This is a genomic window from Bradyrhizobium sp. USDA 4341, from assembly GCF_054063755.1.
Genome location: NZ_JBSSGO010000002.1, coordinates 9652447 through 9666600, shown reverse-complemented (window position 1 = coordinate 9666600; position 14154 = coordinate 9652447). Strand labels below are relative to the sequence as shown.

At 57.9% G+C, this 14154-nt stretch carries 18 protein-coding genes and 1 tRNA gene; 12 read left to right on the top strand and 7 right to left on the bottom strand.

Translation table 11 applies throughout. The annotated features are described in order from the left end of the window. Positions 1-7 precede the first annotated feature (7 nt). Genes ACVIGB_RS50705 through ACVIGB_RS50675 form a run of 7 tightly spaced genes read left to right on the top strand, consistent with a single transcriptional unit; the run spans position 8 to position 5439 of the window. Entirely contained in the window at positions 8-178 is a 171-nt protein-coding gene (locus ACVIGB_RS50705; RefSeq protein ID WP_456723576.1) for a hypothetical protein, read from the top strand. Next, entirely contained in the window at positions 175-471 is a 297-nt protein-coding gene (locus ACVIGB_RS50700; RefSeq protein WP_456723577.1) for a hypothetical protein, read from the top strand. The genes ACVIGB_RS50705 and ACVIGB_RS50700 overlap by 4 nt, the downstream gene beginning before the upstream one ends. Further along, positions 468-809: a hypothetical protein gene (locus ACVIGB_RS50695; RefSeq protein ID WP_456723578.1), complete on the top strand. Its 342-nt coding sequence runs from the start codon at positions 468-470 to the stop codon at positions 807-809. Before ACVIGB_RS50700 ends, ACVIGB_RS50695 begins: the two co-directional genes overlap by 4 nt. Then, positions 809-3886, top strand: coding sequence for a phage tail length tape measure family protein (locus ACVIGB_RS50690; RefSeq protein WP_456723579.1), 3078 nt, complete (start codon positions 809-811; stop codon positions 3884-3886). The genes ACVIGB_RS50695 and ACVIGB_RS50690 overlap by 1 nt, the downstream gene beginning before the upstream one ends. Positions 3887-3899: 13 nt before the next feature. Beyond that, positions 3900-4964 carry a hypothetical protein gene (locus ACVIGB_RS50685; RefSeq protein ID WP_456723580.1) on the top strand — a complete coding sequence of 355 codons (1065 nt, stop codon included), beginning with the start codon at positions 3900-3902 and terminating at the stop codon, positions 4962-4964. Between the two features lie 2 nt (positions 4965-4966). Beyond that, positions 4967-5215 carry a hypothetical protein gene (locus ACVIGB_RS50680; RefSeq protein WP_456723581.1) on the top strand — a complete coding sequence of 83 codons (249 nt, stop codon included), beginning with the start codon at positions 4967-4969 and terminating at the stop codon, positions 5213-5215. 2 nt (positions 5216-5217) lie between these two features. Then, positions 5218-5439 (top strand): cold shock domain-containing protein, encoded by a 222-nt coding sequence (locus ACVIGB_RS50675; protein WP_456723582.1) that lies wholly within the window; start codon positions 5218-5220, stop codon positions 5437-5439. 38 nt (positions 5440-5477) lie between these two features. Here the strand turns inward: ACVIGB_RS50675 and ACVIGB_RS50670 are convergent, their stop codons facing one another. Together ACVIGB_RS50670 and ACVIGB_RS50665 are read right to left on the bottom strand one after the other, a co-directional pair. Next, positions 5478-5891, bottom strand: coding sequence for a hypothetical protein (locus tag ACVIGB_RS50670; protein ID WP_456723583.1), 414 nt, complete (start codon positions 5889-5891; stop codon positions 5478-5480). Positions 5892-5946: 55 nt separating this feature from the next. Beyond that, the gene (locus ACVIGB_RS50665; protein WP_456723584.1) at positions 5947-6186 is read right to left on the bottom strand and encodes a hypothetical protein; all 240 of its coding nucleotides are present in this window, start codon (positions 6184-6186) and stop codon (positions 5947-5949) included. Between the two features lie 31 nt (positions 6187-6217). Between ACVIGB_RS50665 and ACVIGB_RS50660 the strand changes: the two genes are divergently transcribed. Beyond that, the gene (locus ACVIGB_RS50660) at positions 6218-6670 is read left to right on the top strand and encodes a hypothetical protein (RefSeq protein WP_456723585.1); all 453 of its coding nucleotides are present in this window, start codon (positions 6218-6220) and stop codon (positions 6668-6670) included. A gap of 11 nt (positions 6671-6681) precedes the next feature. Here ACVIGB_RS50660 and ACVIGB_RS50655 read toward each other — a convergent pair whose 3' ends face one another. After that, the gene (locus ACVIGB_RS50655) at positions 6682-6828 is read right to left on the bottom strand and encodes a hypothetical protein (protein WP_456723586.1); all 147 of its coding nucleotides are present in this window, start codon (positions 6826-6828) and stop codon (positions 6682-6684) included. Positions 6829-7068: 240 nt separating this feature from the next. On the opposite strand from ACVIGB_RS50655, the gene ACVIGB_RS50650 reads away from it, so the two are divergent. The 4 genes from ACVIGB_RS50650 to ACVIGB_RS50635 all read left to right on the top strand — a co-directional run bounded on the left by ACVIGB_RS50650 (position 7069) and on the right by ACVIGB_RS50635 (position 11927). Then, the gene (locus ACVIGB_RS50650) at positions 7069-7518 is read left to right on the top strand and encodes a hypothetical protein (protein WP_456723587.1); all 450 of its coding nucleotides are present in this window, start codon (positions 7069-7071) and stop codon (positions 7516-7518) included. Between the two features lie 140 nt (positions 7519-7658). Then, positions 7659-9650: a primase-helicase family protein gene (locus ACVIGB_RS50645; protein WP_456749363.1), complete on the top strand. Its 1992-nt coding sequence runs from the start codon at positions 7659-7661 to the stop codon at positions 9648-9650. Between the two features lie 385 nt (positions 9651-10035). After that, a complete protein-coding gene (locus ACVIGB_RS50640; protein ID WP_456723590.1) occupies positions 10036-10671 on the top strand; it encodes a hypothetical protein in 636 nt (211 codons plus the stop codon). Next, positions 10668-11927 carry a DNA-packaging protein gene (locus ACVIGB_RS50635; protein WP_456723591.1) on the top strand — a complete coding sequence of 420 codons (1260 nt, stop codon included), beginning with the start codon at positions 10668-10670 and terminating at the stop codon, positions 11925-11927. The genes ACVIGB_RS50640 and ACVIGB_RS50635 overlap by 4 nt, the downstream gene beginning before the upstream one ends. Before the next feature lie 220 nt (positions 11928-12147). Here ACVIGB_RS50635 and ACVIGB_RS50630 read toward each other — a convergent pair whose 3' ends face one another. From ACVIGB_RS50630 to ACVIGB_RS50615, 4 genes are all read right to left on the bottom strand, one after another. Continuing rightward, positions 12148-12858 carry an adenylate/guanylate cyclase domain-containing protein gene (locus tag ACVIGB_RS50630; RefSeq protein ID WP_456723592.1) on the bottom strand — a complete coding sequence of 237 codons (711 nt, stop codon included), beginning with the start codon at positions 12856-12858 and terminating at the stop codon, positions 12148-12150. Beyond that, on the bottom strand, positions 12855-13367 hold the full coding sequence (locus ACVIGB_RS50625) for a Pycsar system effector family protein (RefSeq protein WP_456723593.1): 513 nt from the start codon (positions 13365-13367) through the stop codon (positions 12855-12857). The genes ACVIGB_RS50630 and ACVIGB_RS50625 overlap by 4 nt, the downstream gene beginning before the upstream one ends. Positions 13368-13622: 255 nt before the next feature. Beyond that, positions 13623-13696, bottom strand: a tRNA-Gln gene (locus ACVIGB_RS50620). A gap of 220 nt (positions 13697-13916) precedes the next feature. Then, positions 13917-14120, bottom strand: a complete 204-nt coding sequence (locus ACVIGB_RS50615; RefSeq protein ID WP_456723594.1) for a hypothetical protein — start codon at positions 14118-14120, stop codon at positions 13917-13919. Positions 14121-14154 lie beyond the last annotated feature (34 nt).

Sequence of the window (14154 nt, the reverse complement as noted above, 5' to 3'; positions counted from 1 at the left end):
CAATCTCATGGTCAAAAAACTCAACGCCGATCAGGTCGCCACAAAAACGACTGAAGCCATGCAACCCGTCATCGATTTCCGGATCGGCGTCGTGCCGAACGACCCTCGCCAGGCGGCGCCGACCAAGACGCCTCTGCCGGCCGATCTCGCGCGTGCCTTGGGGCAGACCGAGCGATGAATCTGCGGCAGCTTCGGGACGAGCGCCAGGCGGCCGGCACAGCCTATCTCGATGCGCTGGAAGCATTCCGCGATGCATGGGCGCGCCTCGCCGCGATCGACCGCACGTTGTCCAATCAGAACGTTGCGCACGGCGAAGTCATCTGCTCCTGGCATTTCGCCTCACGGAACCGGCTCGAAGACGGCCTTCGCGCATTGCAGCACTCCGAATTCGCGCCGCGCATCATCGTCGGTGACTGGCACGATCGCGCGGTCAGCGTCAGCGACAAGCAGATCGAAGGGTTCACACCATGAGTTATATCTATGCCGATTTCCGCGGCAACGTCGTTCCGTTTATCGGCAATCTCACCGTTACGCGCAGCGACGCCGGCAAGATTTTCCGATGTGACGACCCAGCAAACGTCACGGTCACAGTTCCCGCGGATTTAGACACCGGTTTCAACGTCGGTTTCATCGCGTTCAACACCGGGACGATTACGCTCGCTCCCGGGTCTGGCGCTGCGAACCGATCTGGAAAGACGGTACTATCGACGCAATATCAGGTCGGCTCGTTCATGGTCGTGAATAAGACTGGTGGCGATTTCGGCGTTCCGCCGAAAATTGATTTCCTTGTCGGTGGAGATTTCGCGTAATGGCGGATCTTGCACAACTCGGCCTCTCAGTAACGACGAATGGCATCGACGATGCCAATTCCAAGCTCGACAAGTTCGAGAGCAGTGCGACGGCGGCCGGCCAGGCTGCGGATGACTTCGGCGCGAAAGCGAGCGCGGCCGTAAAGAACACCGGCGCCGCGGCCGTCACTGGCGCCGATCGCGTCAACTCCGCCTTTGCCACCATGACGGCCGGCATCGCGAACGCCAACAAGGCGACCGTGGCGGCCAATGGCGTGATCAAAGACGAAGCCGCCGTGATGGGCACCGCTAAGGTCGCGACAGAGGCGCTTGCAAGTGCCCACGCCGGTTTGTCGGCCCAAGGTCAGACAGCATTCCACATTGTGCGCAGTGGCGTGGAAATGCTCGCGCAGGGCGTCCCGGTTACGCGGGTCGCGGCCATGGAAATGAACCATCTTGCGTTCGCCATGACGGGCGAAGGTGGCATCAAGGGCGCGTTCGGGGAGGTTGCCGGTCTAGTCGGGAACATGCTCACGCCAATGAGGCTGGTGACCGGTGGCGTGATTGGCCTTGCTGCTGGCGCACTCTATCTCGGCAATAGCTGGTCAGAGTCCTCCGCTCAGATCAATCGGTCGATTATCGGTATTGGTGCAGCGACCGGCGCGACATCTACCGACCTCACCAAATTCGCTTCGGCCAATTCGTCCGCAACCGGGCTCTCGATCGGCGAAGCGCGGAACGTTGCCATCGAGTTCACCAAGACCGGCAATATCGCCGTCCAGAATCTGAAGGGCGTAGGTGCCGCTATCCACGGCTACGCGGTGCTCACCGGCGAAGATGCCACGAAAGCAACGAAGGATTTCGCCTCTGCTCTGAGCGGCGATCTGGTCGACGGCGCGAAAGAGTTGAACCGGACTTATGGGTCAATGAGTTCGGCCACGCTAGATTACATTCAGACACTCCAGGTGCAGGGCGATCGGTCCAAGGCGCAACAAGTCATTATCGACTCGATAACGCCGGCCAGCCTCAAAGCGGCCGACAGTCTTGGATGGTTGACCAAGGCGTACAACGCCCTTGGAAATGCAATGTCGGCCATTAAGAATGGACCGGCACCGGTCGTACCCGACAGTGGACCCCCGCAAGATAGATTGCAGCGGGCGACGACAACAAGTCAGACCGCAGGGACTTCGTTTTCCGGCCAAATTTCCGGCGGGTTCGGTTCGGATATTCTCGGGGGTGCAGACACCATACCCGTCGTCAATCAATTGGACGACGCCATCAAGCAGGCACAGCAAGACGTCGATCAGTTCGGTGGTATCGGCAAGGAAGCGTTCAACAAGCTTTCCATGGAAGCGCGCAACGCTACGGAGACGATCTTTCCGCAAATCGAGCAGATTCGAAAGTTGGAAGTCGAACTCGGAAAACTGCAAGAAGCTCAGTCCAAGGGTGCGGCAGGCCCGAACGCCGATGCCGGGGTCACGGTGTATAAGAACCAAATTGCAGCCTTGCAAGACGCTAAGGAGGGAGCCGAGTTATACAATCAACGTGTAGCTGTAATCAGCACGCAGTGGGGAGATGTCGGGCAATCTGCTGCGCTCGCGCTTCAGGCAGCACGGAACCAATTGCCGGTTCTAGAAGCGGTTGGCGGCGCAGCCAAGATGGCTGCACAATACACCGCCGATTACAAGACGTTTATGGACCAGGGAAAGTCGTCGACCGAAGCGGCCGCGCTCGCGGCGAGCAATCTTGCAGCGCATCAGGCGCAGGTAAATTCTAGCGCGCAGGAAACGCTTGCATCACTACGAGATCAGGCCGCCGTCGTGGCAGCAACGAACCCGCGACAAGCGATTCAAGCTCAGGCACAGGCGACGTACAACGGCCTGATCAGACAAGGTGTTGACAGTGAGACGGCTCTGGCAACTGCTCAGCAACAAGGCGCAAACGCCCTGGCTCAGCAGGCCGCAGCTCAGGCAATCGCCGATCAGCAGCGACAGAACGCGCTCGAACAACTTTATCAACAGAACGAAAAAGCTGTTCAATCTTCGCGCGACCAAGTTGCTCTTTACGCGACGCAGGGCAGCGCGGAACAGGCACAGGTCAAGGCCGCCATTGCCTATCGCCAGGCGATCGATGCGGGTGCCGATTCGACGCAGGCCGGAATTATCGCGATCAATACTGCCACGGTCGCGACTGCTCAGTGGGCCGACCAGGCGCAGCGAGCAGCCCAAGCCATGGAGGATGCCCAACGCGCTGCGCAAGACGCGCAGTTCAGCGACATTACGCCTGGCGGAGACAACTCATTCGGCTTCTTCCAGACGAAGGCCGGGCATGAGGGCAATACGGCCGGCACCATTCCGTATTGGCAGCAGAAGCTCTTGCAGGACAACGCGGTGGCGCCGCCGGGCGCATCCGCCACTGTCGACTCACTCCTGAACGCCGGAAGCGGCATCAATTCGACACTCGCCGCGCTTCAAAAGATGACTGCCGGCACGCGCACGAGCAACGTGGGGCTTCCGACTGAAGCCGCACTCAATATGATGCCAGGTCAGTTGGGATTGACGAAATCGACCGCGATCAACGATTCCGACATCATCGGTCAGGTTCAGGCACTCTACGACATCAAGAATTCGCAGACGACTGACACGGCCGTAAAGAACGCCAACATGCAAGAAGAGTTGGCATGGTTGAATAGTCGGCCAGAGTCGCTCGCGCGTGATCAGGCGATCGCGCAGCTCACACAAGCGATGCAGCAAAACACCGACGCAACGAGCGCCAACACAGTATCGCTTAACCCGCTCTACAACGGTCGTGACGCTTTGCACGTCGGCTATTACAAGGCTGCGTCCGGCCTCGACGTCATCGCGCAGGGGCCGAGCACGGGCGACCGCGTGCCGTTTCATGCCATGGTCAACGGCGGTGAGCGGATCACGATCACGCCGGCCGGTCAGAATGCGCCAAGCAATGACAATAGCAGCGGCGGCCGCAGCACGGTCGTCAACAACAACTTCACGCTGCCGTCGGCGCCGACCAACTCCGCGCGGCGCAATCAACGGCAGTACGCTCAAGGGTTCGGCCAAACGATGGCGGCGTTGAGCTAAAAGGAATGATTTGATGGGCTATCTTCAGTTAGACGCAGGTTCCCTCGGCGACTTTTCGCAGGCTATCGTGTCGATCTGGTTTCGGATCCCGGCGGCATCGATCACCGCGGCACGAAGCGTATGGGCCGAGCAATCGGATACACCTTCCGACCTCAGCCTGGCCGGCGTCATTCCGCTGATTACCTTCGGACCCAATGGATCGCAGACGTTCTGGCGTTGGGTCACATCCGGCCTACCGGGCGACGATGGTCATCCCGAGGCGACGTTCACCACGAACACCAGCCCGTGCGTGATCGGCGTCGTCTGCAATGCGGATGAGGATATCAATACGTTGGGAATTCGGTTGCAATACGATTCTGGAGGACCATCGACACCGGACTCGTTCGACGCGCTTCCTCTATCCGGGCCTGATTTCTTTGAAGTGGGAGCTCGTTTTCAGGGCGGGGTGGTGTTTGGCTCGGGCGGCAGCAGGACGGTGACGCCAATCTTAGCTGATACCTGGTATCACGCGCTCATTTCGTGGGACGTCAGTTCCGGCAGTTCAGTTTCCTTCGGTGACGATGGCTCGATTTCGTTCGGCTCGGTCAGCAAATTCTGGCTAGCCATCAACGACGTGAATCTGACAGGCGATGCACTCTGGCCAAACAACCCGGCGTGCTATGTGCCACACGGCGGCTCCAATGATCCGAACGGCATTGTCTCTAACTACTCGATGGCAAAAGATGTCGGCTCATTTGCCGCGGGAAACATTCCGACCTTTGCCAACACTCTAGGCATTCCCTCGGACTCCGCGAACAGCTATCGCGTCAGCCACGTCGAATTAGCCGAGCCGCAATTCTTCACGGGTGTAACGCTCGACACCAGCGTGGAAAGCAATCGCCGGAAATTCGTTGCACCGGATCCAGACGGCAAACCACGCCCTGTCGATCCATCGTTCGCTCAAGCGTTTCTGATGAAACGGCCTGAGATATTCTTCAAAACCAGGGAAGATTGGCGCGACGGCAATAATCGGGGCACCGTGGGCGGATTTACGGTCGTTGGCTCACAAGGCGATTTCAGACCCACGCCGAGCGAGTAGCCATGGCCAAACAGGAACACAAAGACGCGTACAGACGCCACGTACAGACTGCGGCCCGTCACGCCGAACTGCTACCTCTCGATGACAAGCACAAACTCGGGTTGGAGTTCATCGCGCAAGGCCTTGGGCTGGTCTTCGTGGGTTTCCACCACGACGCAATGTTCATGTGCGCTCATCACCTGGTCACGATTGCCGGTGAGGCCCTCAAGGAAGGCTTGAAGTTAAGAGCGGCAGCGGGGTTGGACGAATAAAGATGTCGGAAGTTGGAAGCATCAAATGGTTCAGAACCGATTTAGGATATGGGTTCATTCGCTCTGACTTTGGCAATGACATCTACCTGCATCAAAAGCAGATCGTTGACGGCGTAACGCCGGCAATCGGCTCACGCGTCCAGTTTGATCTGAGAGTCGATGCGGTTAGAGGGACATATTGGGCCAAGAACGTGCGGCTGGCTTCTAGGTCTTCCGGATTGTGATCACATCTACACTCCTACGCGCTCGCTAGCGACGCAAGCTAGTTCGGCATGAATCTAGCGGAGACCATGATCTTGCCGTCGGTGGTCGGCTCGACGGAATATTCGGCCGAAAACTCAAATGTTGGTTTGCCGTTCAGGAGGAAGCGAGCAATCGCGGCGCACCGAACGCCCTTGCCTTCCGCTCCCCTCTCGCGGAAGGAATCGAAGGCCAAGTGCGGAATCTCGCCCTTTAATTGCATATGGCGGATAGACTCCCAGTCTTCACTTGATCCGCCCTTTGTCAGCAAAAACTTCAAACTGGAATAGCTCCAGGATAGCTTGTCCCTCACAAGGCTTTCGACCGTGGCCAATACGTTCTTGTCGTCGCATTTTAAGCTGGTCGGCCAGAGAAGTACGGCGCCAAATCCAGCGCAAACAATGGCGGCAATGGCCGCACCAAAAATCGGTTTCATAACAATCCCTCAAATAAACCAGCATCATTCCGCAACCGGAGCGCGAGTGCAAGCGCTACTTCGGCAGCATCCGATCAAGCGGATTGACCGTCTTTTCCTCGCCGAGATCGGAGAACGCCGCGTCGAGCCGCAGGCGATCCCACACCACCCGACCGTCAATACGCTTCGGACGGGGCATGCGGCCATCGACGACCATCTCATCAAACTTGGTCGCGCCGACGCCGATGTAACGAGCGGCTTCGTCCCGCGACATGCCGCGCGGAGCATAGGCGATCGCGTCCGGTCGAAGGGGCATTTATGTAAACTGTCCGCATAAGCAGGAAATTTTGCGCCATGCTATCCTTGATTCGATGCCAAATACGACACCGATCGATTGGACCGACGAGACGCTGCGGACTCTGGACGAACTTGCGCGCCTCGCCTTCCCGGCAACAAGCGGCGTGACTGCCAACACGCTTAAGCACCGGGCAAGAGAAGACAAGCTAGTCGTCTACCGTCCTGGCAAAGCGTATCTATCGACGCTGGCCAATGTGCGCCTCATGTTGGACGCGACCCGAGTCAAAGCGCCCGCAAAATCGAACCGTGCATCTTCGGACGTGCCAAATGGTCTCGGGCTTACTGAGTCAGAGTTGGCCACCATGCGATGCGAGCGAGCACTACAGGAACTCCGCACCCAAGCCGACGAACGAACGCGGCTACGTAAAATCGAGCGCACAGAGCAAGAGTGGCTTCAGAAATATGAAGCACGAAAGGCGGCCCGCAAGCCGCCTCGCTCTTGATGTCGTGCGCCTTACTGCGGCTCGGGGATCTTCACGCCATGTTCCTTGGCCAACGCTTCGAACGCAACACGCAAACGCTGCAGTGTGGCCTGCGCGTCGACTACATCCTGGGCCATGGCCATGAGCGCACGTGTCGTGAATTCCTTATCCGCCTTCATTGAGGGTCTCTCCTGCCGCTGAAAATTAACGATAAAGCAACATATCAGGCCTAATACTATTTTCAATAGAAGTTTGTACCGTTAAACTACGGCATGACCAAAATGGCTACATCCGGCGACCTCGCCAGGCAGCTTTCGGAACTGCTCTCATTACCCTTCTCAACCGTTGACCTATACGGACGGCATTTGCGGGCGGCTGAGTTGCTGAACGTAAAGGGGCACGGCCGAGGCGCAGCCGAAATGACGACCAAGGACGCGGCTGTATGGCTGACATCGCTCGTGATCGGGCATCAACGCGGCGGCGATTTTGTGCGCGAAGTCAGGCGCGTGCTCGATCTGCCGATGCACGAATATATTATCAATCCAAGGGATTACGCGGACGATTTGACGCACAGGTCAGCCAAGACGGCGGGCCACGGGCTCGCCCTCTTCATCTGCGACATGATGGTGCCGAGGATCCGACAACGCCTGGAACGCGGCGACGACATCGTTACCGCAAACTTCGACGCGGACGGTGTGTTCGTGAGCCTGTCAATCCTCGAATCCTCGCGAGGTGAAGTGTCTAGGTTCGTCGACACGACCTACCAGCGCGGCGAACGAAAGCGGCGCGACGTTGAGCGACTGACCGTCGTTAATGGCCGGGTTCTACTGGAAATCGCGAAGCTACTTGAATTGGAAGCACCAGCATAAACGAAACGCCCCCGGATCGGATGCGATCGCAGGGGCGCGGAACGTAATGGTGACTTGCTTGGCAGCTGTTATCTATCACGTTTCGCGGTTTTTGCAATCGCATTTGCTCCGGGGACTTCACGAGTGAGGAGTCCGCGATTATGAGAGTCGAGAACGCTGAGGAATGGGAGCGGGCGAACGAACGCCTCTCTGAGTATTACGCGGGGCATGCCTATGCGATGCCGGCCACAGTGCAGGATGCGCTTGCGGTCCCAATACCGCTTGAAATGCTGAATCTGTGGCTGTTCTACGCTACTGAACATCCTCCCTCTTTTCCGATCGCCGCACTTGTTTGGGACATTCGGCGCCTCGTCGGCGGAAACTACAAATTTGCCGAAGAATGGCTGATGCCAGTTTTTTGGGAATGGGATGACGCGGAGCGGCTACCGACATTGTGGGCGGAAGCAGAGCGTCCCTACCGCGATGGCGAAGATGTCCTTGTGCTCCGCGAACTCGCGTCGCTGTATCATCAAGAGGCAGACGAAGGCGGGTTGTTCGTGCTTATGCCCGACGACGAAAATCCTGCCGAGGAAGAAGCGATCAAGAATCTTCATCGCCTTTTCAACGAATTGGATAGTGCGGAGATCGACTCTCTAAATGTAGCATCGGGCGTCACCAACCCTGCAGCTCTGACCGCTGTGCTCGCCCGCCCGCTGCTTACGATCACAGAAGCAGATTTGGCGCCATTGTCGTTTCGCGATCGTTTGCGCGTTGAAAGCGAAATCATGATGGCACGCTATGACGCCAGCAAAGCCCAGCCGGCAATGCCCCTCCCCGACCACCCGAACCTCACCGCTCAACAGGCCGTCGCCTTAGAGGACTTTTACGCCTATCTGCCGGCGCATACCTACATTTTCACCCCGACCCGAGAGACGTGGCCGGCGGCTAGCGTCAATTCGCGGATCCCTCCGGTTGCCATTCCGATGCGCGAGAAGCCGATCCTGGCAGCAACCTGGCTCGACAGCCACCGCGGCGTCGAGCAGATGACTTGGGCGCCGGGCATGCCGATGGTCGTCGATGGCAAACTGATCGCTGATGGTGGCTGGATCGATCGACCTGGCTGCAAGACGTTCAACCTGTACCGCGCGCCAACGGTCAAGCCGGCGTCCGGTGAGGCTTCGCCGTGGATCGATCATGTTCGTTACGTGTTCGGCGAGGATGCTCTGCACATCACAAGTTGGTTGGCACACCGAGTCCAGTTTCCGTATCAAAAGGTGAACCACGCGCTCGTGCTCGGCGGCCCGCAGGGCATTGGTAAAGACACCATGCTCGAACCGGTCAAAGCCGCGGTTGGTCCGTGGAACTTCAGCGAGGTTTCGCCACAGCAGATGCTTGGTCGTTTCAATGGGTTCGTAAAATCCGTCGTGTTGCGAGTCAGCGAAGCCCGCGACCTTGGCGATACCGACCGATATGGCTTCTACGAGCACATGAAAACGCTCACCGCAGCGCCCCCGGACGTACTGCGGGTCGACGAAAAGCATATGCGCGAACACGCTGTCCTGAACGTCTGTGGCGTCATCATCACGACCAACAACAAGGATTCCATGCATCTCCCGAGCGACGATCGCCGACATTTCGTTGCCTGGTCATCGCGCAAGAAAGACGACTTCACGTCGGACTATTGGAGCAGGCTATATCGGTGGTTTGCGAGCGGCGGGAACGAAATCGTGGCGCACTACCTCGCCCATCTGGACCTCAGCCGCTTTGACGCCAAGGCGCCCCCACCGAAGACGCAAGCGTTTTGGGAGATCGTGGACTCATCCCGTGCCCCGGAAGACGCCGAAATGGCTGACGCACTCGATGCGCTCTGCAAGCCTGCTGCCGTGACGTTGGGCGCGGTACTGGTTAGGGCTACCCCAGACTTCTCGGAATGGCTTCGTGACCGAAAGAATCGGCGCAAAATACCGCACCGATTCGACGAATGCGGTTATGTCCCGGTTCGCAACCCGGATGCCACGGACGGTCTATGGAAGATCGGCAATAAGCGGCAGGTGGTGTATGCGCAGCGCGAACTCAGCCGGCGGGATCAGATTGAAGCGGCGTCAAAGATCGACGCGTTGCCCATGCCGCCACTGCCCGATCGGTCAGTATGATCAGTGTAGTCAGTGATCTGCCATTATCGTCCACTGAACCTCTGTCTACCGTGTCAATATCAATTTGAACTTGGATCGCAAAAGCAGAGTTTAGGAATGATGGAAATGGAGTGCATTGGAAAATCACTGACTAGACTGACTACACTGACCGATCGTTTTGGTGCTCATTGCGTTCAATCCGCTGCTCATTGCGTTCAATCCGCGTCGGTTATCGGCCGTTGTCGCACCACTTTAGATGCCGATTAACGGATTATATATCTTTTGGTCATTATAAAACTGTAGCAATTATAGATGTCTAGAATGTTGTGTCGCGCTCATGTCGCGCCCTTGGTCGGTGACTCCGATCTTGGGCGTTTTTCGCGTCGGAATTTCGCAGAGGGCTTTGATGCTGAAACGTGGTCCCAAATGCACCGTCTGCGCTCATGACGAGCGCTGGCGAATTGAACTGCTCCATGCCGGCGGCGCGTCGCTGAGTAGCCTGGCGGAGAAGTTTGGGTTGTCCAAGGACGCTATCGGGCGACATTGGCACAATCACGTCAGCAACGAGATCAAAGCCTCGTATCTCGTTGGGCCAGCGCAGCTCGCCGAGCTGGCGGCAAAGGCCGCGGAGGAAGGCGCATCGGTGCTCGATCATTTCCGCGCCGTCCGCACCATGCTGATGAGCCAATTGGCGGCCACCACCGAAGCCGGCGACGCCCGCGGTGCTGCGATCGTGGCCTCGCAACTGGTCGGCGTTCTTGAGAAGATCGGCAAGGTGACCGGCGAGATTGCCACGATCGCGCAGGGCACGATCAACGTCACCAACAACGTGGCGATCGTGAACAGCCCGCAGTTCGCCAAGGTGCAGGCCGCCATCCTGCGAGCCCTGGCGCCCCATAGCTTGGCCAGGGCGGCGGTGGTGGCCGCGCTGCGCGAACTGGATGCCGAGACGGAACACCATAAGGTGGCGCCCATAGTGATCGACGCCGTGGCGTTGCCGATGCCGCCATGTCCCGTCCCGCTCCCGGAGCATGCCCTGTGACCAGCATTGCAGCCGCTCTGGCGAACACCCTGGCCGACGGTGGATGGCGTGCCAAGGCCCGAGCAAGCCAACTGCCGCCGCCTGGCGACTGGCTCGGATGGCTTGCCATGGCGGGCCGCGGCTGGGGCAAGACGTTTACGGGTGCCGGCTGGGTAAATGAATTGGTCGAGACCGGGACCGCCGGCCGCATAGCCCTGGTGGCGCCCACGGCCGCCGACGCACGGGACACGATCGTGGAGGGGCAAAGCGGCTTGCTGCGGATGGCGCCCCCATGGAATCGGCCGCAGTACGAACCGTCCAAACGGCGCCTGACGTGGTCGAATGGCGCGATCGCTACGACCTTTTCCAGTGAAGAGGCCGACCGCCTGCGCGGCCCGGAGCACGACGCCGCATGGGCCGATGAGCTGGCCGCTTGGAACGAACCGCAGGCGACGTGGGACATGCTGATGTTCGGTCTGCGGCTTGGCAAGCATCCGCGCTGGCTCGCCACGACGACACCGCGACCGATCAAGCTATTGAAAGAGATCCTTGCCCGCGAAGGTCGAGACGTGGTGGTCACGCGCGGATCGACTTTCGAGAATGAAGCAAACCTAGCGCCGACATTCCTGGCCGCCGTGCGCCAGCGCTACGAGGGGACGCGGCTTGGCCGGCAGGAACTGAACGCCGAGTTGCTCAGCGACATGCCGGGCGCACTCTGGCAGCTCGATTGGCTTGATCGCGACCGCGTTTCGGTGGCGCCGGAACTACGGCGCATCGTCGTGGCAATCGATCCGGCCGTTTCGAATAACGAGGGCTCGGACGAAACCGGCATCATCATTGCGGGCATCACTAGGGACGACCACGTGTACGTGTTGGAGGATTTGTCCGGCCGCTATGCGCCGCATGAATGGGCCGCCAAGGCGATCGAAGCTTATCGCCGGCACAAGGCAGATCGGATCCTGGCCGAAGTGAACAACGGCGGCGCCATGGTCGAGGCGACGATCCGCGCATTGGATCCGCGCGTTAGCTTCAAAGCGGTTCACGCGAGCCGCGGCAAGGTGGTTCGCGCTGAACCGATCGCAGCCCTATATGAGCAACGGAGGGTCCACCACGTCGGTAACTTCACCATGCTGGAAGATCAGCAATGCGCCTTTACCAGCGACTTCGATCGTGCGCGTTCCGGGTATTCGCCTGACCGTGTTGATGCGCTGGTGTGGGCACTGACCGAATTGAGCGGCCCTCAGCATTTCGTGCGGATTACGGAGTTGCTGATTTAGTCGCCTCGGTCGTTCTCGGCGTCGACTGCGATGCGCCAGGGATGCCCCGATGCATACTGAACCGATAAAACGCGCCCGACGTACTCCGTTTGCTTCCCGGTAAGCGTATCGGTTCCTGCAATTACGACGGTTTTATTGAACCTAAATGCTTCTTCGCAGCGCTTAGCGTCCGCCGCATTCGTAGTTTCAATTATACGTTTCAAATCGAGGACTCCTTGATTCAAGGCTTTCGCATCCAATTAGTGCGATGGATCGTGACGTCGTTCCCTCCGAATTTGATACTGCGTTTTTCCCAAATGTCTTTGTCGCCATCTTTCTTATCTGCATCGCCAAGCTTTTTGAAACTAGCATCACTGATTACGACGCAGTAAGGATACTCTCGGACATCCGAAAGCTTCGCGGCGAGGCTCGGCGGTCGTCCAATCCAAACGAGATCGTTGTTGTTGCGAATGCCTGCGCGGACGGCCACGGATGTGCCGGTATCTATTCCAACACACTGTCGAATTCGAATGTTGTTGTTTTTTATCGACGTGAATTTACTCGTCGCTTCCGGATCTAGAACATTCTCTGTCATCCAGAAGATTTCTCTGGCGCATCTGACGGCATTCGTGTTTTTCGTGTCCCCCATAAAGACGCCCATAACACGATCGCCATCAAAGCTGCGTATTTCCCCCTGATACGCACGGATCAGACGAATCGCGATGTGCAGATAAGCGCGGATAATCTTAGCGGTTGTCTCCCAGGGACAAACTTCGGCCAATTTAGATGACGCAGCTAGATCTGCGTAAAGAAACGTCGCGTCGATACGAACTGCGCCGTCCGCGAGCGCGACAGTGTCGGATTCAGGGATGACAGTCCCATCTCGCACGTCCCATGTTGTGTTTAAAAGCTCTTTAGTTTCTTTCGTAAGATTTTCTACCCAATCTGTCATTTGATAACCGGCCACTGCGTGTGATTGAGTGCGGCCGACACTAAGAATGTCAGCCAGGGCAACAAGCCCGTGCCGGTCAGAACGAAGGCAATCTTAATGTGGTCGAACTTCTTGCCGAGGATTTCGGAGTTGCGCCAAACTTGACCGAGAAGGTCATCCAATAATTGGTCGTCGGTAACTGATTTAATAGCCTGCAGGTATTCTGGCTCGCGCAATTTCGCGATCTCTCGGAAGAAAATCAGCGAAGCATGTCCACCTGCGAGAGATGGAAAGATGCACCGGTAAACAAAGTAAAGACTTAGGCAGAAAAACGCGCTCGCACTGATTGCCGCCAATGCCGCATACCAGATGCTAAAATCTTCTTTCTGCACATTGACTGCGAGAACACCTAACAGGGCAGCGTCGACGGCAAAAAGGAATGAAGCCTTACTTTCCACGCGCGGAAAGAAACTAAGGACACGATCCAACTGTTTGGTCGCGACCTCCACGTTGGTAGCTGTCTTAGGCAATTTTCTCCACTCACCAAAATCGAATCAACGCCTGATAGTGACATGGGCGCCTAGCATCCAGCGCCCGAACTGTTCGCTTTCCCTGTTATTCACAGACGGTCCCTTTTGTCGCGCCCCATGTCGCGTCGAGCCGCCGGGAATGTTCAGGAGTTGCTGAGATTGCTGGAGAATTTTGCGCAACAAGCGCAACACGAGACCAGATCAAATGGCTGCTCCCGCACGTCAAAAAATTGAATTATATCAATAATTTATAGTTGGCTGGGGAACCTGGATTCGAACCAAGACAAACAGAGTCAGAGTCTGTTGTGCTACCGTTACACCATTCCCCAAGAATTGTCCGTGGCATCAACAGCTTAGCTGGATGACTGGACATCTCGGTACAGCGGGCTCGCTTGCCAAATCAGCGCCCGCGCGAGTGCGACCTTCTACCCGCTTGGTCCCACGCTTGGCAAGCATTGTTGGCGGGGAATGGGCGTGAAAATCGCGGCCGACCGGCGACATATCCGGGTGCAGCCCCCGCAGGCGACAGCCTTCGCCCGGCGCGCTACGTCAAAAGCGGTCGTGAAGGAAATGAAGAACCAGCAAGGGATCGGCGGCAAGGAATGCCCCGACGCTGAACCCGATAGTGCCGACCGCGATCGCGCCGATCCAGCCGTGATGCACCCAGCCAAAGCTGGCGCCGATCAGCGTCCCAAGCGAAATTATGGAAACGGCCCAAACGATGTGAGCGGCGGCCTTCAGCACCTTGATCATTCGTGATCCACCGGCGAAAGGCCCGTCTTGGGCC

Excerpts from the sequence above, each read along its gene's own strand:
- ACVIGB_RS50655 (WP_456723586.1), bottom strand. The coding sequence starts at position 6,828 with ATGAAGGCGGATAAGGAATTCACGACACGTGCGCTCATGGCCATGGCC.
- ACVIGB_RS50695 (WP_456723578.1), top strand. The coding sequence starts at position 468 with ATGAGTTATATCTATGCCGATTTCCGCGGCAACGTCGTTCCGTTTATC.
- ACVIGB_RS50640 (WP_456723590.1), top strand. The coding sequence starts at position 10,036 with ATGCTGAAACGTGGTCCCAAATGCACCGTCTGCGCTCATGACGAGCGC.
- ACVIGB_RS50680 (WP_456723581.1), top strand. The coding sequence starts at position 4,967 with ATGGCCAAACAGGAACACAAAGACGCGTACAGACGCCACGTACAGACT.
- ACVIGB_RS50645 (WP_456749363.1), top strand. The coding sequence starts at position 7,659 with ATGAGAGTCGAGAACGCTGAGGAATGGGAGCGGGCGAACGAACGCCTC.
- ACVIGB_RS50665 (WP_456723584.1), bottom strand. The coding sequence starts at position 6,186 with ATGCCCCTTCGACCGGACGCGATCGCCTATGCTCCGCGCGGCATGTCG.
- ACVIGB_RS50650 (WP_456723587.1), top strand. The coding sequence starts at position 7,069 with ATGACGACCAAGGACGCGGCTGTATGGCTGACATCGCTCGTGATCGGG.
- ACVIGB_RS50630 (WP_456723592.1), bottom strand. The coding sequence starts at position 12,858 with ATGACAGATTGGGTAGAAAATCTTACGAAAGAAACTAAAGAGCTTTTA.
- ACVIGB_RS50615 (WP_456723594.1), bottom strand. The coding sequence starts at position 14,120 with ATGATCAAGGTGCTGAAGGCCGCCGCTCACATCGTTTGGGCCGTTTCC.
- ACVIGB_RS50675 (WP_456723582.1), top strand. The coding sequence starts at position 5,218 with ATGTCGGAAGTTGGAAGCATCAAATGGTTCAGAACCGATTTAGGATAT.
- ACVIGB_RS50685 (WP_456723580.1), top strand. The coding sequence starts at position 3,900 with ATGGGCTATCTTCAGTTAGACGCAGGTTCCCTCGGCGACTTTTCGCAG.
- ACVIGB_RS50670 (WP_456723583.1), bottom strand. The coding sequence starts at position 5,891 with ATGAAACCGATTTTTGGTGCGGCCATTGCCGCCATTGTTTGCGCTGGA.
- ACVIGB_RS50705 (WP_456723576.1), top strand. The coding sequence starts at position 8 with ATGGTCAAAAAACTCAACGCCGATCAGGTCGCCACAAAAACGACTGAA.
- ACVIGB_RS50700 (WP_456723577.1), top strand. The coding sequence starts at position 175 with ATGAATCTGCGGCAGCTTCGGGACGAGCGCCAGGCGGCCGGCACAGCC.
- ACVIGB_RS50690 (WP_456723579.1), top strand. The coding sequence starts at position 809 with ATGGCGGATCTTGCACAACTCGGCCTCTCAGTAACGACGAATGGCATC.